Source organism: Gordonia sp. LMA484 (assembly GCF_058129505.1).
Genome location: NZ_CM176700.1, coordinates 1,689,505 through 1,710,713, shown reverse-complemented (window position 1 = coordinate 1,710,713; position 21,209 = coordinate 1,689,505). Strand labels below are relative to the sequence as shown.

21 protein-coding genes are annotated in these 21,209 nt (G+C 66.4%); 7 read left to right on the top strand and 14 right to left on the bottom strand.

Going from position 1 to position 21,209, the window contains the following annotated elements:
• Window positions 1-76 precede the first annotated feature (76 nt).
• From AC4AMJ_RS07275 to AC4AMJ_RS07265, 3 genes are all read left to right on the top strand, one after another.
• Complete coding sequence (locus tag AC4AMJ_RS07275) at window positions 77-1,999, top strand: NHL repeat-containing protein (protein ID WP_489917644.1); 1,923 nt, start codon at window positions 77-79, stop codon at window positions 1,997-1,999.
• A 135-nt stretch (window positions 2,000-2,134) separates the two neighbouring features.
• A complete protein-coding gene (locus AC4AMJ_RS07270) occupies window positions 2,135-3,238 on the top strand; it encodes a flavin-containing monooxygenase (RefSeq protein WP_489895366.1) in 1,104 nt (367 codons plus the stop codon).
• A 59-nt stretch (window positions 3,239-3,297) separates the two neighbouring features.
• On the top strand, window positions 3,298-4,923 hold the full coding sequence (locus tag AC4AMJ_RS07265; RefSeq protein ID WP_489895364.1) for a helix-turn-helix transcriptional regulator: 1,626 nt from the start codon (window positions 3,298-3,300) through the stop codon (window positions 4,921-4,923).
• A gap of 18 nt (window positions 4,924-4,941) precedes the next feature.
• Here the strand turns inward: AC4AMJ_RS07265 and AC4AMJ_RS07260 are convergent, their stop codons facing one another.
• Both AC4AMJ_RS07260 and AC4AMJ_RS07255 read right to left on the bottom strand, forming a co-directional pair.
• Window positions 4,942-5,349, bottom strand: a complete 408-nt coding sequence (locus AC4AMJ_RS07260; RefSeq protein ID WP_489895362.1) for a VOC family protein — start codon at window positions 5,347-5,349, stop codon at window positions 4,942-4,944.
• Complete coding sequence (locus AC4AMJ_RS07255; RefSeq protein WP_489895360.1) at window positions 5,315-5,629, bottom strand: ArsR/SmtB family transcription factor; 315 nt, start codon at window positions 5,627-5,629, stop codon at window positions 5,315-5,317. The genes AC4AMJ_RS07260 and AC4AMJ_RS07255 overlap by 35 nt, the downstream gene beginning before the upstream one ends.
• Window positions 5,630-5,703: 74 nt before the next feature.
• On the opposite strand from AC4AMJ_RS07255, the gene AC4AMJ_RS07250 reads away from it, so the two are divergent.
• Window positions 5,704-6,819 (top strand): alpha/beta hydrolase, encoded by a 1,116-nt coding sequence (locus AC4AMJ_RS07250; protein ID WP_489895358.1) that lies wholly within the window; start codon window positions 5,704-5,706, stop codon window positions 6,817-6,819.
• A gap of 450 nt (window positions 6,820-7,269) precedes the next feature.
• On the opposite strand, the gene AC4AMJ_RS07245 is transcribed toward AC4AMJ_RS07250, so the two are convergent.
• Entirely contained in the window at window positions 7,270-8,541 is a 1,272-nt protein-coding gene (locus AC4AMJ_RS07245; protein ID WP_489917643.1) for a benzoate/H(+) symporter BenE family transporter, read from the bottom strand.
• A 241-nt stretch (window positions 8,542-8,782) separates the two neighbouring features.
• Complete coding sequence (locus AC4AMJ_RS07240; RefSeq protein WP_489917642.1) at window positions 8,783-9,442, bottom strand: nucleotidyltransferase domain-containing protein; 660 nt, start codon at window positions 9,440-9,442, stop codon at window positions 8,783-8,785.
• 59 nt (window positions 9,443-9,501) lie between these two features.
• On the opposite strand from AC4AMJ_RS07240, the gene AC4AMJ_RS07235 reads away from it, so the two are divergent.
• Window positions 9,502-9,972, top strand: coding sequence for an SRPBCC family protein (locus AC4AMJ_RS07235; RefSeq protein ID WP_489917641.1), 471 nt, complete (start codon window positions 9,502-9,504; stop codon window positions 9,970-9,972).
• Here AC4AMJ_RS07235 and AC4AMJ_RS07230 read toward each other — a convergent pair whose 3' ends face one another.
• From AC4AMJ_RS07230 to AC4AMJ_RS07215, 4 genes are all read right to left on the bottom strand, one after another.
• Window positions 9,973-10,407, bottom strand: a complete 435-nt coding sequence (locus AC4AMJ_RS07230; protein ID WP_489895350.1) for a MaoC family dehydratase — start codon at window positions 10,405-10,407, stop codon at window positions 9,973-9,975.
• The gene (locus AC4AMJ_RS07225; protein ID WP_489895348.1) at window positions 10,404-10,802 is read right to left on the bottom strand and encodes a hypothetical protein; all 399 of its coding nucleotides are present in this window, start codon (window positions 10,800-10,802) and stop codon (window positions 10,404-10,406) included. The genes AC4AMJ_RS07230 and AC4AMJ_RS07225 overlap by 4 nt, the downstream gene beginning before the upstream one ends.
• An 83-nt stretch (window positions 10,803-10,885) precedes the next feature.
• A complete protein-coding gene (locus AC4AMJ_RS07220) occupies window positions 10,886-11,584 on the bottom strand; it encodes a response regulator (RefSeq protein ID WP_489895346.1) in 699 nt (232 codons plus the stop codon).
• Window positions 11,584-12,741 carry a sensor histidine kinase gene (locus AC4AMJ_RS07215; RefSeq protein ID WP_489917640.1) on the bottom strand — a complete coding sequence of 386 codons (1,158 nt, stop codon included), beginning with the start codon at window positions 12,739-12,741 and terminating at the stop codon, window positions 11,584-11,586. The genes AC4AMJ_RS07220 and AC4AMJ_RS07215 overlap by 1 nt, the downstream gene beginning before the upstream one ends.
• Before the next feature lie 184 nt (window positions 12,742-12,925).
• On the opposite strand from AC4AMJ_RS07215, the gene AC4AMJ_RS07210 reads away from it, so the two are divergent.
• Window positions 12,926-13,510: a universal stress protein gene (locus AC4AMJ_RS07210; protein ID WP_489917639.1), complete on the top strand. Its 585-nt coding sequence runs from the start codon at window positions 12,926-12,928 to the stop codon at window positions 13,508-13,510.
• A gap of 42 nt (window positions 13,511-13,552) precedes the next feature.
• Here the strand turns inward: AC4AMJ_RS07210 and AC4AMJ_RS07205 are convergent, their stop codons facing one another.
• From AC4AMJ_RS07205 to AC4AMJ_RS07190, 4 genes are all read right to left on the bottom strand, one after another.
• Window positions 13,553-14,524 carry a helix-turn-helix transcriptional regulator gene (locus AC4AMJ_RS07205; RefSeq protein WP_489917638.1) on the bottom strand — a complete coding sequence of 324 codons (972 nt, stop codon included), beginning with the start codon at window positions 14,522-14,524 and terminating at the stop codon, window positions 13,553-13,555.
• A 7-nt stretch (window positions 14,525-14,531) separates the two neighbouring features.
• Window positions 14,532-15,518, bottom strand: a complete 987-nt coding sequence (locus AC4AMJ_RS07200) for a helix-turn-helix domain-containing protein (protein WP_489895338.1) — start codon at window positions 15,516-15,518, stop codon at window positions 14,532-14,534.
• An 11-nt stretch (window positions 15,519-15,529) separates the two neighbouring features.
• Window positions 15,530-15,889: a helix-turn-helix domain-containing protein gene (locus AC4AMJ_RS07195; RefSeq protein WP_489917637.1), complete on the bottom strand. Its 360-nt coding sequence runs from the start codon at window positions 15,887-15,889 to the stop codon at window positions 15,530-15,532.
• A 581-nt stretch (window positions 15,890-16,470) separates the two neighbouring features.
• Window positions 16,471-17,259, bottom strand: a complete 789-nt coding sequence (locus AC4AMJ_RS07190; protein ID WP_489900884.1) for an alpha/beta fold hydrolase — start codon at window positions 17,257-17,259, stop codon at window positions 16,471-16,473.
• Window positions 17,260-17,584: 325 nt separating this feature from the next.
• Between AC4AMJ_RS07190 and AC4AMJ_RS07185 the strand changes: the two genes are divergently transcribed.
• Window positions 17,585-18,418, top strand: a complete 834-nt coding sequence (locus AC4AMJ_RS07185) for an alpha/beta hydrolase (RefSeq protein ID WP_489895334.1) — start codon at window positions 17,585-17,587, stop codon at window positions 18,416-18,418.
• On the opposite strand, the gene AC4AMJ_RS07180 is transcribed toward AC4AMJ_RS07185, so the two are convergent.
• Entirely contained in the window at window positions 18,406-19,686 is a 1,281-nt protein-coding gene (locus tag AC4AMJ_RS07180) for an acyl-CoA dehydrogenase family protein (protein WP_489895332.1), read from the bottom strand. The genes AC4AMJ_RS07185 and AC4AMJ_RS07180 overlap by 13 nt on opposite strands.
• A gap of 16 nt (window positions 19,687-19,702) precedes the next feature.
• The gene (locus tag AC4AMJ_RS07175) at window positions 19,703-21,124 is read right to left on the bottom strand and encodes a phosphotransferase family protein (RefSeq protein WP_489917636.1); all 1,422 of its coding nucleotides are present in this window, start codon (window positions 21,122-21,124) and stop codon (window positions 19,703-19,705) included.
• Window positions 21,125-21,209: the final 85 nt, after the last annotated feature.

Below are 21,209 nucleotides of genomic sequence, written 5' to 3'. Positions count from 1 at the left end.
GGTGCGTCGTCGTCTAGCATTCGCCCGAGAAGCGATCGTGTCAGCAACCTCTGAACCGAGGCGGTGCACCCGTTCCATGAAGAGTTTTCGGCCGTTCGTCATCGCTGTGGTCAGTGCACTCGTGGGAACCGTGATCGCCACCGTCCCGGCGACCGCCCAACCGGCCGCGGGCATCGCCGGTCGAGTGGCACCGTCATCGGGCGACGGGGCCGGATGGACGGTCACGGCGGCGATCTCGGGTACCGGACATGGTGTCGGACGGGTTGTCGGTCGCACCACGACCACCGCGGGCGGTGCTTTCCGGGTGCCGGTGACAGATTTGCCGCGGGAATGGTCGATCGTGTACCTGACTGCGCACGCACCTGGTTCGGGCAGCACGCCGACCTTCGCCACTGTGTTCGACGGCGTGCCAGGCCAGGTGGTGCTGAACGAACGCACCACGGTGGCAACCGGTTTCGCCTTGGCCCAGTTCATCGGGCCACGCGGTATCGGCGGTCGCGCGCCGGGCGTGTTGAACGCGGCGACGATGGTGCCCAATCTGGTGGATCTGCACACCGGCGCCCTCGGCAGGGTACTGACCTCTGCGCCCAACGGCACACAGACCTCGACGTTGCGTGCGTTCGACTCGTTGACCAACATGCTCGCCGCGTGCGTGGCCACGTCCATTGCATGTGATGCGTTGCGCTCCGGCGCCACCACACCCGGATGGCCGGGACCTGCCGACAGCTTCCGGGCCTTCGCGCAGATCGCCCGGAATCCGTCGAACAATGCTCTCCCGCTGTTCGCACTGTCGAAGGTCCGCACAGTGTTCGGCGGTGGGCTCGCGACCGCACCACCGGCCTGGACGCTCGCGCTGCGATTCAACGGTGGCGGCGGGATGATCGACGGTCCAGGCAATTTCGCCATCGATCGGCGGGGCAACCTGTGGGTCAACAACAACTACGACTACACGCCCAGCTCCCGAATCCCGGCGTGTGGCAGCGATCTGCTCTTCAAGTTCGCGCCGAACGGCAAGATGGTCGACGGATCACCGTTCCGGGGTGGCGGACTGAGTGGCTCCGGTTTCGGTATCGCGCTGGACCGTGGCGACAACGTCTGGGTGGCCAACTACGGATTCGCGGCTCCGGTGCCCCAATGTCCGGCCGATCGGCAGCCGCCGCACAACTCCGTGTCCACGTTCACCTCCGACGGCACCCCACTCTCGCCGGCGACCGGTTTCACCCAAGGCAGGCTGGACTGGCCGCAGGGCACGGCGGTCGATCGACGCAACAACGTGTGGATGGCCAATTGCGGCTCCGGTCGCGTGACCGTCTATCAGGGCGGCGACCCGAGTCGCGCCCGCAGCCTCGATGTCGGGCTGAAGCAGGCGTTCGGCGTGGTCGACAACGGCCGGTACGTGTTCGTGAGCGGGATGGTCAGCAACAACGTCGCCGTTCTTCGCTACGACGGCACACCGGTGGCCGGTTCGCCGCGCAGCGGCATCTTCGACAAACCCATGGGAGTCGCCACCGATCAACGTGGCAACGTGTGGGTCGCGAACTCCGGAGCGGTGTCGCTGCCGTGCCCACAGCGGGCGCAGCAGAGCCCGAAGGTCGGGTCGGTGAGCCTGATGAGCCCGGACGGACGGGCGGTCGCCGGCCCGTTCCGCGGCGGCGGTGCGACGCTGCCGTGGGGTATCGCCACCGACGGCGACGGCAATGTGTGGGTGGCCAACTTCGGCGGCAAGCGACTCTCGCATTTCTGTGGTGTCGACACGTCCACCTGCCCGCCGGGCAAGTCCGTGGGCGCACCGATCTCCCCCGACGTCACCGGCTACTACTTCGACGGACTCGTCCGCAACACCGGAGTTGCCGTGGACCCGTCCGGAAACGTCTGGCTCGCCAACAACTGGAAGCAGGTGCCCATCCAGGCCAATCCGGGCGGCTATGAGATCGTCGCCTTCCTTGGCCTGGCCGCACCCGTCAGCGTTCCGGCGCCGTGGTCGATGAGCCCGAGGTGACCCAGAAGGCGTGATAACCGAGTTCGTGGGGTGATCGCCCCACTCCGTGGCCGGCCGCGATTGGTGTCCACGCCCGATGTGGTGGACGCCGTGGGCTCCTAGCGTCACTGTCATCACCCGTGACAGGAGGACGCCATGACCACCGAGAGAATCGAAACAGTCATCATCGGAGCCGGTCAGGCCGGGCTCGCGACCGCCTACCACCTGCGAGCACATGATCGCCCGTGTGTGGTGCTCGACGCCAACAGCCGGATCGGCGACAACTGGCGCCGCCAGTGGGACAGCCTGCGCCTGTACTCCCCCGCCCGGTACGACGGATTGCCCGGGATGCCGTTCCCCGCGGACGGGTGGTCGTTTCCGGGCAAGGACGATGTCGGGGACTATCTGGAGGCATACGCACACCGATTTCGCCTGCCCGTCCGGTTGAACACACATGTACGGGCCCTCGACCCCGACCCGGCCGGCGGCTTCGAGGTCAGCACCGACTCGGGCACGCTCGTGTGTCGCAATGTGGTCGTGGCGACCGGGACGTTCGGGCGTACCCCCAACATTCCGGATTTCGCGGCGGAACTGGATCCGGCCATACTGCAACTGCATTCGAGCGAGTACCGACGGCCTGCGCAACTCAGGGACGGCCCGACCCTCGTGGTCGGGGCCTCGCATTCCGGAGCCGACATCGCCTATGAGGTGGCCGAAACACATCCGACGACCCTCTGCGGCCGTGATTGCGGCTCGATCCCGGTTCGACCGGAGTCCTGGCAGGCACGGATGCTGTTCCCGTTCCTCGTCTTCGCCTGGCGACATGTACTCACCCGCCGCACGCCGATCGGGCGGAAGGAGATGCCGAAGGTGCGCTTCCACGGTGCCCCCGCACTGCGGGTCAAGTCGAGTGATCTGCGCGAGCGCGGGGTGACCCGCATCGAGCAGCGTGTGACGGGCACTGCGGACGGTCGTCCCCAAACGGCCGACGGCCACGTACTCGATGCGTCGAACGTGATCTGGTGCACGGGGTTTCGCCAGGTGTTCGACTGGATCCACCTTCCCGTCCTCGGTGCGGACGGCTGGCCGGACGAGATGCGCGGGGTCGTCGCCGCCACGCCCGGACTGTTCTTCTGCGGGTTGTCCTTCCAATACTCCTTCAGCTCGATGGTCCTGCCCGGTGTGGGCCGCGACGCGGCCTACATCGCCGAGCGCATCCACGAGAGGGCCGACCGCCCGGCGCTGGTGGACGCCGGATGATCTGAGTACTCCACAGCGTGAGCGGATCGTCCTACCCTCGATGCAGGAGGTGGATGTCGATGACGGTCACCGACGATCTCGCTCGTGCGCGATCCGAATTCGAGGCGGGCGATTGGCAGGGTGCCTTCCTGGCCTGGGAGAGCATCGATCCCGACGAGCTCGGGCCCGACGACCTCGGCAAACTCGCTGTCGCGGCGCACCTCACCGGGCATGACCCGACCGCCGTGAACGCCCTGCAACGCGCTTTTCAGACCGATCTCGACAACGGTGACATCATCGAGGCCATCCGCTGCGCCTTCTGGGTGGCGATGATCGTGTCGATGGCGGGCGAACCGGTCGTCGGGCAGGGCTGGACGTCGCGAGCCGAGCGACTGCTCGACGACCTGGGCGACGATGTCGTCGAACACGGCTACCTCCAGATCCTGCGGATGCACGCACACATCGCGGCGGGCGAATGGGCACAAGCCGCAGCGTGTGCCGCTGACGTCGTGGACACCGGCCGACGACACCACGACCCCGACCTGGTGGCCGTCGGCACGGCATCGCAGGGCAGGCTCACGCTCGAAGGGGGTCAGGTCCCCGAAGGTCTTGCCCTCTTCGACGAAGCGATGGTCGGCGTCGCTGCCGGTGAGGTGTCGCCGGTCTTCGCCGGCCAGGTGTACTGCACGATGATCGAAGGTTGCCAACGCGTCTCGGACGTCGGCCGCGCCGCCACCTGGACGGCGGCACTGAGCCGCTGGTGTGATCACCAGCCCGGCCTGGTGCCCTACACCGGCCAATGCGCTGTACACCGCGCGCAGATCCACACGCTGCACGGCGCGTTCGCCGAGGCCATCGCGGAGTACGACGCGGCCCTGGAGCGATACCGCACGACGTCGGCACCCGCGGCCGGTCTGGCCTTGGCCGAACGGGGCGATATCTACCGGATCCTCGGCGACATAGAGAACGCCGACAACTCGTACGAGGCGGCGAGTGCGCACGGATACGACCCCCAGCCCGGGCTCGCGCAGTTGTGGCTCGCTCGCGGACGCGCCGGCGCGGCGAGCGGCGCGGTCCATCGGCTTCTCATGGAAACAGTCGAGCCGGTCGAGCGGTCGCGGATCCTGCCCGGAGTGATCGACATTGTTCTGGCCACCGAATCGGCCGACGCGGCGCGGCCGCTGGCCCAGGAGCTCGACGCTATCGCCGGACGCTTCCGATGTGTCGGATTGCAGGCGAAGGCGGCGTATGCGTGGGGGCAGATCGAGTCCGCCGACGACGATCCCGCCGGAGCGCTCCCGTACCTGCGCAAGGCTCGCCAACTCTGGATGGATCTGGACTGTCCCTACGAGACGGCCCGATGCCAGGCCGTGATCGGTTGCAGTCTGCTGGACCTCTCCGACCGGGATTCGGCCATCCACGAGCTGGCCACCGCCTGCAGCACGTTCCGGGCGTTGGGCGCCCGGCCCGATGCCGAGCGGCTGGCCGCAGTGATCGCCCCCGACACGCCTCCGGCTGGGCTCAGTGATCGCGAGATCGAGGTGCTCCGCCTGGTCGCGACCGGCCGGAGCAATGCACAGATCGCGTCCGACCTGGTTCTCAGTGAGAAGACGGTGTCGCGACACCTGACCAACATCTTCGCCAAGATCGGCGTCAACACCCGGACGGCCGCGACGGCCTTCGCCTACGAGCGCGGCATCGTCTGAGGCTCCGGCGGACGCGCCTCACACGGTAGGAGCGGCACCCGACTTCTCCGCGACGATCTGTACCAGGTTTCCGCAGGTGTCATCGAAGACCGCCATCACAGCGGTCCCGATGTCCGTCGGTGGCTGGGTGAACACCACACCGCTGCCGGTGAGGCGCGCGTGTTCGGCCTCGACGTCGTCGACGGCGAACTGGACAAGCGGAATGCCATCGGCGACGAGGGCGTCGCGATAGGGCTTGACCGCGGGGTGGCCGGCGGGTTCGAGCAGAAGTTGCGGGCCGTCAGGCGATTCGGGCGATACCACCGTCAGCCAAGAGGCGTCGCCTATCGGGATGTCATGGTGTTTCACGAAACCGAGCACCTCGGTGTAGAAGGCGAGGGCGGCTCGCTGATCATCGACGAAGACGCTCGTCAGGTTGATCCTCATGATGGGTCCTCTCTCCGACGGGCCAGCGTCGGGTGACTTCGTTCAGGGGCTCGGGGTTGAAATAGTGGAACTTGGAGCGGCCGCGACGCTCGGTGACGACCAACCCCGCCGACTCGAGCACACCGAGATGCTGCGAGATTGCTTGGCGGGTCAGGCTCAGACCATGTCGCATGGTCAGCAGTGAACAGATCTCGAACAGCGTCTGGCCGTCGCGTCGAGCCAATTCATCGAGCACGAGACGTCGCGTCTCGTCGTCGAGTGCTCGGAACACATCGGCCACGAGCCCACTATATGCAAGTGGCTACTTGCATATCAAGGCCGGACGGGAGGTCGGCTGTCACTATCATGGTCGGCATGGTGATGGCTGATCGTCCTGGAGTGCGCACGGCGTCTGGTCCGGTGACCGCACTGGCGGTCGTGGGTCTGGCCGAGTGTCTGGTCAACGGGTTGGCACGCGTTCCCTTCCGCCGCCCGTGGCAGGGGCCCGGAGGTTTGCTGGACAACGTCGGGCAGACGGTGACGCGCCAGGTCGTGCGGTCGTTCATGGGCTATTCGATGGCCCTGCCGATCGAGGAGTTCCGGTCGATGGAGAAGATCCTCGACGACATCTGCAAAGTGGTGATGCCACCCTTCGTCGCGTTGAGCGACGGGGTCGAGATCACCAGCGACACGATCGGCGGCGTACCCGGGCTGTGGTGTCGGGCGAAGGCCAGTTCGGATGCGTTCGTGGATGACACCGACGACAAACAGACCATCGGGGCCACGATTCTGTACCTCCACGGCGGCGGCTACATCGGTACGTCGCCGATCATGTACACCGCGTTCGCCGCTTCGCTGGTGAAGCACACCGGCTACGAGGTCTTCATCGCCGACTACCGAATGGCCCCGGAGTTTCCTTTTCCCGCAGGTGTGCTCGACGCCGCAGATGTCTATCAGGGACTGCTCGATCGCGGGGTCGATTCGTCGCATCTCGTCGTCGCCGGCGACTCCGGCGGCGGTGGGTTGGCGGCCTCTCTGCTCTCCCATCTGCACGCGGAGGCGATGCCCCGGCCTGCGGCGGTCGCCTTGTTCTCCCCCGAGATCGATCTCGACCTCGACCGCCCGTCCATGACGGATAACGCCGAGTTCGACATCCTGCCGTGGAATGTCCCGGTGACGCCGTATCTGCACGGCGTGCAACCCAACGATTCACGTGTCTCGGTCCTCTACGCCGACCTGGATCCCGAATGGTTCCCGCCGACCTTTGTCTGTTGGGGCGCGGACGAGATGTTCCGAGACGGGATTCGGGCATTCACCGAGGTGCTGGAAAAGGCCGGTGTACAGGTGTACGCGATGGAGGAATACGGCATGTTCCATGTGTTCCCCATCCTGATGCCGTGGGCGGAGGCGTCCAAACGCGTGTTCCGAAGCCTGCAGGAGCGGGCTCGACCTCACGTCAAACCGGATCCCTCTGCCCAACAGACGCATTGACCGCGGTGCCGGAATCGTGCCCGTCCCTGAGGACGTTTCTCCCCCGGCTCCTGAGCTGAGGGCGTCTCTCCCCGGTCCCTGAGCTGAGGACGTTTCTCCCCCGGCTCCTGACCCGAGGACGTCTCCCCCGGTCCCTGACCCGAGGACGTCTCCCCCGCTCCCTGAGCTGAGGACGTCTCCCCCCGGCTCCTGACCCGAGGACGTCTCCCCCGGTCCCTGACCCGAGGACGTCTCCCCCGCTCCCTGAGCTGAGCACGTCTCCCCCCGGCTCCTGACCCGAGGACGTCTCCCCCGGTCCCTGACCCGAGGACGTCTCCCCGGCTCCCGACCCGAGGACGTCTCCGCCCCGGCTCTTGACCCGAGGACGTCTCCCCCGGTCCCTGAGGAGGTCCGGAGCGCTAGCGGAGGACCGTCACGAAGGGCCGGATTCCTGCAATCGCAGCACCGGTGTCAGGCTGTACGCCGCCAGTCCTCGCGCTCGACCACCCGCGACACCAGTACACCGGCGACCAGACCCCAAAACGCGGAACCGATGTTGAGGACGGTCAGGTCGGAGATCGAGACCAGGAAGGTGACCAGCGCTCCCAGCGTGTAGTGCGAACCGAAGGCGGAGCGGAACGCATTCTGTAGGGCACCCAGCAGCGCCAGTCCGCCGACCGTCGCGATGAACGCGGCAGGCATCGCGAGCATGAAGTCGACGAACGCAGGTGCGAACACCCCCACCAGCACAGCGAGAGTGCCGAATGTGAGGGCGCTCGTGTACTGGCGTTCCCGCACACCGCCCGCGACCAGCAACGCGTTGGTGGGTCCGGCCAGGCAGCTCGAGATCGCCCCGATCGCCGACGCGAGCATCGACCAGAGCCCGCACGCGATGGTGACCACATTCACCGGGGCGCGGTGCCCGGCCGCACGCAGTACCGCGACACCCTGTCCGTTCTGCACGACGATGACGGTGATGGCGAGCGGGATCACCAACTCGGTCAGCGCCCGGATGCTGAATTCGGGAGCCTGCAACTGCGGCACGGCCACCCACGAGCCCGTATCTGATCCGGGACGGAACTGTCCGCTCACGGCGACAGCCCCGATTCCGACCACAAAGGCACCGATGATGGGCGGCAGGAAACGACCCAGGCGCCGGTAGGCCATCAGACCGAAGAATGCCACGATGATCGGCAGCGCGACGCTCGGGTCGAGACCGACCGAGCGGACGACGTCGGTCCCGAACTGGAGAAAGACGCCGGCGACCATGGCCATCACGATCGGCGTCGGCAACGCCGACATCACCTGTCGAACCCGGCCGGTCAGCCCCACGACGGTAACGAGCACCCCCGTGAGCAGAAACGATCCGAGGACCTCGGGCCAGGACAGATGGCCCAGTGAGGTACCGACCAAGACAGTCCCGGGGATCGTCCACGCAAACGCGAGAGGCATCCGATACGCCCAGCTGGTGAGGATCGTCAGCGCGCCGTTCAGTACGAAGACACCAAACAGCCACGAGGCGAGCTGGGCATGCGTGAGGTGCCCGGCGGACCCGGCCGCGAGAATCACCGCGACAGGTCCCGTCGCCGAGAAGATGAGTCCGATGATGCCGTTGACGACATAGGTGCCGCCGACGTCGCGAATCAGGTCACGGGGGCGCGGACGTGGTCCGTCGGGTCGGTCCAGCAGCCCGACTGTGGCTGTGTCGTCGGTGGAGTCGCCAGCCGAATCGAGCGCTCGCATCGTCGGTGTTCACCTCGTCCCATCGGGTTCGTCGGCCCGTTGCGCACCACGAACCTGGGTCGTCATTCGATGCTAGTTCGCATCCGAGGTGGCACAAGGACACATATTCGCCTGATTCATCGACACCATCGATCAATGCGCCGCCTGCGCAATGTTGCGTCCAGGCGGAGTCTCTGCCCAAAACCGGGCACGAAAGCCGCTGCGAGGTTCGGCGACGTCCGTCACGTCGACCTGTCCTGATCTACCGCATGTAGGCCAGCCACGGATGATCCGGGTGATGCTCGGTGAGGAACGATGTGAGCAATCGTCGGGCATCGACGCCCAGTGCGGGCCAGGCGCGTTCGAAATCCGCGACGTCCTTGGACCTGCCACCCCCGTCCGCGTTCCATTTGGCCTTGAACGCCAGGACGTGTTCGGGTTTGAGGTAGCGAATGCCGTCGCGATCGGTCCAGGTAACCTCGGTCAACGGCGCCACCAGTGTGCGATCACGCCGATTCACCCACTGCCCGTGACGCTGTGGGGTCAGCAGTATGTCGACGAGCCATGGTGACGAGGCATCGGCCCGCAACCAGATCTGGTCGGCCGAGGCCGGCAGCGGCTGCTCGTCGGTGATCGGACGCAGCCCGTCGGGACCCACCGACCACACGTGGAGGTGGCCGATCATCGCTTCCCTCAACGCCGGGACGTCATCACGGAAGATGCCGACGTCGATGTCCTCGTGCGATCGGACCGTCCCCGTGAATGCGTCGATCGCCCAACCGCCCGCGATCCACCACGGTCTCGTGAAATTGTTCAGGACGTCGGGGACATCTCGAGGTGCGACTGTCGCCCAGGGGCCATAGAGCGCATGGAAGGCGGCTCCGGCGCTGTCTGCGTCGGGAACTGTTCGGAACTCGCGCATGAGACCAAACTATCGGTTGACGACGCCCGTTAGACTGCAGACACCGATCAGGAGCACCCGTGAACTTTCCGACCCACCGTATGCAGATCGCCGACGTCACAGTGTCTTTCGCCGTGCCGGTGGATATCGCCTTCGACTATCTGGTCGATCCGGAGAATCGACCGCAGTGGCAGTCGAGTCTGCGACGCGTCGATAGCGTCGCTGCGGTCGGCGGTCGGCCCGGCGACCGCGGTACGGCATGGACCGATGTGACCGTCGTGCCCGGCGTGGCACCGCAGATGGAGGTCACCGAATGTGTTCCGGGCGAACGGTGGTCCGAGATCGGACGATGGCGGTTCGTCGATGCCAGTCTCACGCTGAGCTTCCGTGATCGCTCGGGCGGCGGCAGCGACGTCGCGGCGGCGGCGCACCTCACGGTCCCCACGGTGATCGCACCCGCTGTCGCGCTCCTGCGCATCGTGACCCCCGCCGCCTTACGGTCGGACCTGCGGGCGGCGGCTTCGATGCTGGGGTCTGAGTCGAACCGCTGATCACGCCTCGGTCAGGTGTTGATAGGAGATCCGGATCGGACGTATCACCGGGCGGTGCGTGACACCGTCAGGGTCGAGGACCCAGACTTCGGCGCTGATCTGTTCGGGCCGGCCGAGGTGACCGGTCAGGTGCAGTCGGCATGGCTGCAGGCCCACATACACGGGCCGGACGAAACGAGTATCGCAACCGGTGATGATCAGACCGTTGGTGCGAGCCCAGGCGTCCGCGTACTTGAGGATGATGGCGACCAGCAGCAGTCCATGCGCGACCGGAGCGGCCAGGCCTGCCGCTCGGGCCGCATCCGGGTCGATGTGGATGGCGTTGTTGTCGCCGGAAACCTCGGCGTAGCGACGGACCCGCTCCAGAGAGATATCCTCCTCGACATCCCAGAGTGGGTCGTCGAGCTGGATCCGATCGGTCACCCGTTCGGTCATGGCCTCGCCTCTGGCCGAAAGACGAAGGTCGAGGTGCTCTCGACGATCGGCGTGCTCTCGCCATCGGCGAGGATGTCGCTGCGCACGGCCAGTTGGGTGGCGCCGGCGCGATGATGGACCCGGGTGACCGTCAGGAGGCCGGTGAGCCGGTCGCCGAGGCGCGGAGCGCGCCGGATGCGCATCGATTCCGCGGTGTGCACGATGCCGTCGCGCGGGACCACGCCGGAATCCATTGCCTGATGGGCCAGTTCGACACTCACGCGGTAGATGATCGGCAGCGGCACAATGTCCGGGGCCGACCCGAGCACATCGGCGAAACCGGAGACGAGCTCGTCATCGACCACAACGGGGGCGGATGAGGTGAAGGTCAAGCCCTCGACCAGCTCTGTTGCCATGATGCACGTCAGCGGATCAGGGCCTGATTGCCTAACACAATTGTCAATGGTACATCCGCGACAATGAAGATCGGATGAATCGGTCAATCGCCCGTTCGCTCGGCCGGTAGGACCAAGGCGTGGTCGAAGGCGTAGACGATCGCCGCCGCACGGTCGCGCAGATCGAGCTTGGTGAAGATGTGGTTGACATGACTCTTCACCGTCACCTCCGAAATATACAGTCGGACAGCGATCTCCGCGTTTGTCAGCCCCCGTGCCATGAGTTTGAGCACGTCGAGTTCGCGATCTGTCAATCCGGTGTCCCCGAGCTGACGCGGTTCAGGAGCGGAACGCCGGAATCCGCCCAGTACCCGCGCGGTGACCGCCGGATCGAGAAAGGCGCCGTCACGGACAACCGCACGCACCGCCCAGATCAGTGATTCGGCCGGTGAATCCTTGAGCACGAATCCGGCGGCCCCTGCCCGCAGGGCGCCGGAGAGTAGCTGGTCGTCGTCGAATGTGGTCAGCACCAGCACCGGGGGCGGTTGGGTGAGGCGCCGAACCGAGGTCGTAGCCGTGATCCCGTCGACGTGGCGCATCCGCAAGTCCATCAGGATGATGTCCGGGGTACACGCGGCGACCGCGGCGAGGACGTCACCCCCGTCCCCGCACTCCCCGACGATCTCGAACCCATCCCGCGGTCGCAGGATTCGTCGGAGGCCGGTCCGGACCAGTTCCTGGTCGTCGACCAGCAGAACCCGAATGGGCGACTCATCCGCGGGTACGGCCCGCACCGAGGTCATCACATCGCCTGCTGTCGTGTTGGGCGGACCGGATCAGGGAACACCGCGGACACCACCCATGAGTCGTCGCTGCCGTTGACACCGACCGATCCGCCGAGAAGCTGGGCGCGCTGTTGCATCCCATCGATGCCCGAACCGTCCGTGCCCGCCCGACCGAGAGTCGGTGTGTACGGGTTCTGGACGCGCAGCGCGATGTCAGGATCGGCCCGCACTGTGACGCTCGCCTTGGGGAAGGGCGAATGCTTGACCACGTTGGCCAGGGATTCCTGAGCGATGCGGTACAGCGCAGAGCCGATGGGACCCGGAATCGCCGTGAGGTCGCCATGAACATCGAGCGACACGTCGATCCCTGCCTTGCGATACTCCTCGACCAGCTGGACGATGTCCCCCGCCGCGGGGGGCGGTGCGGCCACCGCGTCCTCGGTGCCGAGCACCTTGACGATGTAGCGAATCTCGGTCATCGCCTGCCGGCCCAGTCTTTCGGCGTCCTCGAGCGCCTCGAGCGCCTCGTCGTCGGCGCCGTCCTGCAACGCACGTCGAGCGCCGGTGACATTGAGCATCGTGATCGACAGCGAGTGTGCGATGACATCGTGTATTTCCCGGGCGATCCGGCGACGCTCGTCATTGGCGGCGTGGTCGGCTCTGACACGTTGTGCGCGTACCTCGTTCTCGGACAGCAGTTTTTGATAGAGGATCATGTAGCCCACCAGCCAACCGCAGAGAATCGCGAGGATGTACACGGCCGGCGACTGCAGGTGGCCGGTCTGATTGCCGATCACGATCACGCTGATGGACAGAACCGTCACCGCCACGCTCGTCCGGAGTGACTCCATGGCCGCGGCGATGGCGGTGGTCAGCGCGAGGAACAGCGGCGCGATGTCGGTGGACACGGGATCCATCAGCATCAAACCGGTCGCGACCGCGGCGAGGACGGTGCACGGAATCTTGCTGAGCAGCCACAGATCGAGGACCAGCGAGAGTGCCGCGACCGCTGCACCGATCAGCGCCCACCACGGCGGTACGAGCGGAACGCGCTGGATCACCGCACCGATGATGATCGCGAATGACCCGCCGAGGGTCACCGCCGGGTAGAGCGGCGGATAGCCGTCGCCGGCCATCCTGATCCGGCGGAGCAGCCACGCAATCGACGACCTCACCGACACAAGGATAGGTGGTGCTCGGCCGAAGTCATCGTCTTCCGGATGGACGGTCGTCTCCACCCTGGGGTGGAGCCGGTTTCCGTCCTCGGCATGCAGATCGAGCGTCCCGGAGACCATAGCGTCAGATATGCAATCGATCCACCGCGTCATCCACCGGTCGAAACGGCATGAGGTGAGGACAATGACCTTCCGCGAGATCATCCACCCACAGCGAACACTCGCACACGAGATCGTCACAGCGCTTCCGGCCCACGGTGTGCTGGTCGTCGGCTACACCGACACCGAGGCGTCACGGAGGGCACTCATGGCGACCACCCGCGCGGTCCACGCCAGTAGCCGCGTGGCGCTCGTCTGCGGCATGAACCCGACCCGCCCGCCGCGGCCCGACAGGGTGGGGTACGACGCACTCAAGGGCGATGCATATCTGTTGTCGGACCAGGCGATCCTCGACGAGCAGCTGCGCCGCGGCCGTGAGACATTCGCGTCCGGGTGCCGGGCAACGGTGACGTCGGAGACGATCGAAGGCGACCCCGTTCGGGTTCTCTCGGATGCGGCGATCCGGCATCAGGCAACGGCGGTCGTGGTCGGGATGCGTGGCGCCCGGCCTTCCTGGCAGGTCCGGCGTATTGCGCGCGAGCTGCCCTCTGATGTCGCGCTGTACGCGACAAACGGTGACACTCATATCCGTTTGCGGCGTTCCGCCCGGGTGCCGGTGGCCGAACATCGTCTGGTGCCCGGTTCGATCCCAGGGCCTGCCGGCGCCTGAGTACGTTGGCATCGCCGGTGCACGTGTGGCGTAACGGCGCCCTCACCCGTCCAGCGGTCGTCGGTTCGTCAGACGCCAGTCGCGTGGATTCACCTTGAAGCGATCGCGGAAACGGTGAGTGAAATGGGTCGGATCGGCGAATCCGTGCTGCCGGGCGACCGCGGCGATCGTCAGGTGTGGGTGGCTGAGCAGCGTGTCGCGAGCCCGGTCGAGTCGAAGCCCGATGATGTGCTCCTGCAAGCTCGTGCCGGTGGACTCCCATGTCTTGTAGAGGGTCCGCACCGAGATGTTGTGTGCCCTGGCGATCGCCGTCGCCGAGAGATCGCCGTCGGTGAGGTTCTCGGTGATGTGACGACTCAGACGCGTGAGCAGATCGCCGGCGTCGTCGATGGGAACCGGAGCGGGACCGTCGGCGACGTCGAGGATGAGAGATCGGGTGAGCAGGTTCGTCGTGGTGCCCAACTCGGGCAGGATGGCGGGACAGGTTTGCGCCACGCACCGAAGCTGATCCAGATGGTCGAGGTAGAGGCGATGGAGCGGGTGGGCTCGGCGCAACGCGATCGCCGCGGCGCGGATCGCCGTCGGCGGCAGATTCAGCAGGCCCACATCGACATGGACGACGGTCGCCGCGCCGCGATCGGATCGGCGAAAGTCGAAGGGACAAGCGGGGTCCACGATGAGAAGGGTCGATTCCTGATCTGTGGGGTCGATCCGCCTGCCGTGCTGGAGATGGGTCCACGAACCCGCGGAGACGGCGGCGAGGGCCACCCGGTTGAAAGGCTGAGCATGGATCCGTGGAGCCGTGGTGGCCACGGCGATCGGGTCCGACTCGCTGTGCATCAGTGTGATCCCCTCACCGACCGACCAGCCGTGGACCGTCGCACGGAACGCGCTGAGCGGCACCAAAGGGGTGACAGCGGCGGCTGCTGCGGCACCCGCCGCCCGTAGGGCCCGATGTAGTTCGGTGGCGACTGCGCCGGGTTCGACGGTTGAGGTATCGAGAAGAAGGGCCATGACGGTGCTACGACGGGGACGGTGCAGCGGTCGATGGCCCGGGATCGCAATCGGCGTTCAACTGCCGCCACGCACGTGGCGACAACCCGTACTGCATCCGGAACCGGCGACTGAAGTGAGAGTCGTTGGCAAATCCCCATCGCCGGGCAATCGTGCCGATGGACATCATCCGCATGTCCCGTCGCGCCAGCTCGTCGCGAGCCCGCACGAGCCGTTCGGCGATGATCCATTGCTCGAGGCGGAAGTCGGCGCCGGCGCACAACTGGAAGAGCCGTCGTTGCGAGATGCCGTGGGCCGCGGCGATGCGCTCCGGGCCGAGTCCAGGGTCCCGGAGGTGCTGCTTCACATACGCGCGGATGCGCGGCAGCATCAGCTCCGCCATCGCGCCCCGGGCGTAGTCGACGTCGTATGCCGAGGCGAGCAGTGTGCGGGTCAGCTCGATGCTGATCTCACCCAATGCGTGCGCCGCACTGCTGACCGTCAACGCCTCGGCGTGCACGGTGAGTTCGCGGATGTGGTTGACCAGCATCTGATACACCGGGCTGGCCGGAAGCCGATCGGCAGCCTCCCGAATGAGCTCGTGCGGCAGCCCGATGGCCTCGACCGGAACGTGCAGGCACCGTGATGCACCCACACCGTTCAGCTCATAGTCGTAGGTCGAGTTCAGATCCATCAGCATGAGCTCATCGGGCCGTGCGTACCGCTGGATGCCGAACTGTTCCTGCTTTCCGACGCAACCCTCATGGATGGCTATGGCCAGCATCTCGCCCGGGCCCGACTTGATCTGCTGATGGGTCCGGATGAGCCGGAATCCGGTCATCTCGGCGCGGAAGATACTGGTGTCACCATAGGTCCAGACATCCATCCGAGAGGTCACGTTCGCCGGGTCCTCAAGTTGGACGGTCGACGGCACCGACTGCTCCTGCATCGCTGCGCAGGTTGCCTCCACTCGCTCCGACGGGGCGAGCCCGGCGGTACTGAAGACCGTCACCATGTCAGGTCGCCTCAGTCGGGATCGTCGTCGGTGTGGTGCGGCTCGGCCGCTGTGATCCGTTGCCATTCGCTCGGTGTGACGCCATAGGCCGCCGTGAACTCCTCGGTGAAGTGGGAAGCGTTCCCGAAGCCCCATCGTCGCGACTGTTCGGGACACCACCCGGTGCTCTGCTCCGCGAGAACCGTGCGGGCCAGACGGAGACGCTCCGCGATGATCCACCTGTCGAGATCGAATTGCGTGGATGCCGAGAGGTCACGTAGCCGGGCCCGTGCCACTCCAAGATTATCCGCGATCATCGCCTCCGACAGGTCGGGATCGGTCAGATGTGTTCGCACGAAGTCGGTGACTTGCTGGAGCAGTGATTCCTGCATCGCGCTCCTCGTTCAAGCAGACGGTTCGAGGGAGGTACGGTGCGAGCCATTCGTGCCCACAACGAAGATCCGTGTCGGGCCCTTCGTGACGCATCGCTCGTCCCTCGCGAGGCTCCTCAGGGACCGGGTGGGGACGCATCGCTCGTCCCTCGCGAGGCTCCTCAGGGACCGGGTGGGCACACATCGCTCGTACCTCGCGAGGCTCCTCAGGGACCGGGTGGGCACGCATCGCTCGTCCCGCGACGGCTCCACCGGGAATGACTTACCCGATCCCTGAGGAGGCCCGGAGCGCTAGCGGAGGGCCGTCACGAAGGGGCGCCCTTCGTGACGCATCGCTCGTCCCTCGCGACGCTCCTCAGGGACCGAGTGGGCACGCATCGCTCGTACCTCGCGAGGCTCCTCAGGGACCGGGTGGGGACGCATCGCTCGTCCCGCGCGAGGCTCCTCAGGGACCGGGTGGGGACGCATCGCTCGTCCCGCGCGAGGCTCCTCAGGGACCGGGTGGGCACGCATCGCTCGTACCTCGCGACGCTCCTCAGGGACCGAGTGGGCACGCATCGCACGATCAGCGAACCGCAGGCTCACGCCTGCGCGGCGGACAGGATGATCGCGGTCACGGCGCCCGGTTGCGACACCAGCGAAGCGTGGCCGGCGTCGACGCCGGCGGTCCGGCCGGGTGCGGCACGCGACGCCATGAATCGCTGAAGGGCGGGTGGTATCACGCGGTCCTGACGGGAGACCAGATACCAGCTCGGCACCTTCTTCCAGGACGGTGCTCCCGACGGTTCGAGATTCGCGACGAGGGCGGCGGACTTCTGGTGCGCATACATGTCGGCCGCGGTCGCGGCGCTGACGTCCTGCGCGAAGATGTCGTGGAAGTACTCCCGGGCGATGTATCCGTCGACATTCTTGCCGCCGATGCCGGTGGGGTCATCCACCACCTTCAGCTGCAATGCCGGCGGCAGGAGCCGGCTCCCGGGATACATCAGTGGGTTCAGCAGTCCCTGGACGAACTCCCCACGATCGGGCGCGAACGCGGCGATGTAGACGTTCGCGACGACATCGGGATCGTGGGTGTTGGTGATGACGGCCCCGCCATAGGAATGGCCGACCAACACGATCGGTCCGGAAATTCCCGCGAGTTGCTTCTCGAGCAGTGCGGAATCATGCGCTGGACCGCGTAGCGGATTGTCGAAGGTCTGCACCGGGTAACCCCGTGCGGTGAGGTTCGCCGCCACCTGGCGCCATCCGGTGGAGTCGGCGAATGCGCCGTGCACCAACACGATCGTCGGCTTGAGCGGCGCACCATGAACCGGCGCCGGCGACAGTCCGGCCAGGCCGACGGCAACGATGAACATCGCCGCCATCATCGTCACGAGCGACCGGATCGACCGGCGATGCAGAGCGATCGAAGTCATGATGAGGGTCCTTCCTGCGCGACTCGGGGCCCCAACCGTACGTGCAGGGAGCGCACCCGAACTGCTTGTGCCTGCACTCCCCTGTGCTGACACTGCACGGGTCGTCAATCGGCGGGACGGGTCGCGATCTCCGAGTCGTGCTGCGTGAGCACAAAAGTGTGCGCGCTGGGCCAGATCGACACGGAGACGATGCGGTACGGTGCCGCCGCAGAGAGCCCAGGGGCGACGAGGCTCCGGACCCGTCACATCCACCGCACCGATGAAACGGAGTGCAACGATGACAACCCCCAAGCCCGACACTGTCGTGTTGATCCACGGCCTCTGGATGACACCCCGCAGCTGGGAACACTGGGTGGCGCATTACGAGAGCAAGGGCCTGCGGGTTCTGACCCCCGCCTACCCGGGCTTCGAGGTCGAGGTGGAGGCCCTGCGGGACAACCCGCAGGTGATCGCGGACCTCACGGTTCCCGAGACCATCGCACACCTGGCGAAGATCATCGAGGAGTTGCCAGCGGCGCCGATCCTCATCGGCCACTCGTTCGGGGGCACCATGACTCAGCTACTCGTGGACCGCGGCCTGGGTGCCGCAGCGGTGGTGATCGACTCCGCGCCGACCGAGGGCGTTCGGGTCAATCCTCCCTCGCAGCTCCGGTCGTTGCTTCCGTTCTTCAGGCATCCCTCGAGCCGAAACGGTGCGGCAGGCTTCACGGCCGATGAGTTCCACTACGCCTTCACCAACACGTTGACCGCGGAGGCATCGCGTGAGGCCTACGACCGGTACGCCATCGCCGCCCCGGGGTCATGGGTCTGGCGATACGGGCTGTTCGCCAACCTCACCCCGCGTCATCTCGAGACCTGGGTCGACTACTCACGCGACGAACGCGCACCGCTGTTGTTCATCGGCGGTGGCGCCGACCACATCATGCCCCCGGCGGTCAACAAGTCGAATGCGCGGCACTATCGGAAGTCCGCAGCGGTCACCGAGTACTACGAGTTCCCGGGTCGATCACACTGGACCTGCGCAGAACCCGGTTGGGAGGCGGTGGCCGATCACGCACTCGACTGGGCGCTCGCGCAGGCCGCCGCCTCAGCGCCGCGTCACCCGGCCTGACCGCTGCCGACGCCCTTCGGAGCGCCGGCCGACATGAAGCCGAACAGGTAACCCGCCACGCGTCGCATCTGGATCTCGTCGGCACCCTCGGTGATGCGGTATCGGCGGTGATGGCGGTAGATGTGCTCGAACGGTTCGTGTCGTGAGTAGCCGCGTCCACCGAACACCTGCATCGCCTGATCGGCTGCGTCACAGCACAATCGGTTGGCCTGGTAGTTGCACATCGACACTTCCTGCGACGCCGCGAAGGGTCCGTGAGTGTCCATCTTCCACGCGGTCTCCCGGATCAGGGCTCGCAGCATGGCGGCGCGGGTGTGCAATTCGACGAGCGGGAACTGGATGGCCTGGTTCGTCGAGAGCTTCTTACCGAACGGTGATCGTTCGTTGGCGTAGTCGACCGCCCGGTTGATGCAGTACTGCGCCGCGCCCAGACTCGATGCGGCCTGCCGGATCCGGTTCTCGTTGAAGAAGTGCTGGACTATCTGCAGCCCACGTCCTTCCTCGCCCATGATGGCCGTGTGGGGCACACGCACGTCCCGCAGTGTGATGTGGGCGTGGTCGGTGGGCATGTTGAAGGTCCACAGATACTCCTCGACCGTGAAGCCGTCGGTGTGCGGGTCGACCAGGAACGCCGTGATCCCGCGAGCATCCCCGGCCTCCCCGGCGGTGCGCGCGAAGATGATGTCGCGGTGCGCGACATGGATACCCGTGTTCCAGGTCTTCTCTCCGTTGATCACCCAGGTGTCGCCGTCACGGACCGCGGAGGTCTCCATGTGGGTGGCGTCGGATCCGTGGTCGGGTTCGGTGATGCCGAAGGCAAAGAATCGGGTACCCGCCGCCAACCCTTCGACCCATTCCTTCTTCTGGTCATCCGACCCGTACTCGAGCATCAGGAGCAAGCCGACGTTGTTGCCGACGATGGCGTGTTCGTTCTGCAGGTCGCAGTGCAGCCCGAGCCCTTTCGACGCGAGATGTTCCCGGATCACCGCCATCGACAGGTTCGAGCCGTCGCGCCCGCCGAACTCGGCCGGAAAGGGGTAACGGAAATGGCCGGCGGCGTCGGCACGACGACGTGCTTCACCGAGCAGTGCCTCCCAATCGGCGCTGGGCAGCCCGCCGCGATCCCAGTCGGTCCGGGCATCCTCACGGCGGTGATCGAAGAACCGGATGTTGTCGTCGGACTGCTCCAGCGGGACGATCTCGGCGGCGATGAACGCATCGAGTTCGGCAAGATAGTCGGTCAGCGATTCGGGCAGTGCGAAATCCACTCTGAGTTCCCCTCGGTCAGCATTCGGGTTGGGACAGGTGTCGCGGGTTCGCGACCGTCAGACGGTCCACGACCTCGGCGATCACGACGGCTCGGACCGCTGCGTCGTCGGCCGACAATGTGCCGTCGCGAAGAGCAGCGGCGAGTTCTGCGGAGCTCGTGACGCCCAGGCCGGCCAGTCGCTGTCGACTCTCGGCGGCCTGGCTCTCACCCACCAGCAGTTGTCGTCGCACGGTCGCCAGCACATTGCCGGCCACGCGGGTGTGGAACCGAACCTGGGGTGACACCCCGGCGTCGGCCGCGACCTCGTCGGACAGAAAGCCCGACACCGATTCCAGCAGATCCGACATCGTCGGGGCGGTGTGCGGGTCCTCGGATCGCCGCTCCTGGTGGGTGACGGTGTCGTTCGGATCGATGACCCTCATCGGCGCGGTGATGCCGAGGGCCAGCAGGGCGTCGAATTCCTGTTCCGCGCTGCGTCGGCCGATCGCGGCCAGTTCCATGGATCGTTCGGCACCGTCGAGAAAGCGGTTGGCCTGTCGTGCACAGATGAGACCCCAGCGAACGGTGGCGTACAGCTCCCACCAACGCAGGGTCGTCTCACTCGGCCGCCATCCGGCGACCTCGGCGTAGGCGTCGAGCAGATCGGCGCGAGTTCCCATCCCGGCGACCGGTCGAGCGACCCCGAACCGCCACGCTTTGGCACAGAGCCAGCCCAGATCCTCCATCGGATCACCGAGGTGGGCGAGTTCCCAGTCCAGCACCGCCGAGATCCGGTCCGGGGTGATCAGCAGGTTGCCGAGCCGGAAGTCGCCGTGCACGACCGTGGTCGACCCCGGTTCGGGACGGTTCTCCTCGAGCCACTGCACGGCGACCACGAGGCCCGCCGGCGCCTGTGCGTACTCACGGGCGAACAAGGTTCGCAGGGCATCGATCGGGTCCCCGATCGATGCGAGACCCGTCGCCGACATCTCCATCGCGTGGATGCGGGCCAGGGTGTGACCGGCCTGTCGGGCGAACTGGTCCCGGATCTCCGCAAACGCCTCGTCGCGCAAAATCCGTCGGGGAATCGATTCACCGTCGATGAAGCTCATCACCGCGTACGGAAAGCCGAGCACACCGGATTCGCCGGCGGAGTCGCTGACGTCGATCACCTCGGGCACCGCCACACCCGCGTCCAACGCGGCATGGAGGACCGCGACCTCGGCGGCGAGTCCTCCTTCGCCCGGCTGTGCCGCCGGTGCCGCTCGTACGATCACCGATTCGTCGCCGGACTCGTCGCCGATGGTGACCGCATAGGTGGTCCGACTGGCCCCCGCCGGCAGGACACGGGCCTTTCGCACGGTGATGTCGCGGCCACGAATCGTACTCAGACGCCCCGCTATCCGATCGGCCACCTCGGCGGGATCGGTCGACGGCGCGATGTTCTTCTCGGTCACTCTGCCCCTCGTATCAGGTCTCGCGGAACGGTATCCGACGGTGCGAAGCTACCCGGCCAGCGACCGCCAGGTTGGCGGACGCGCA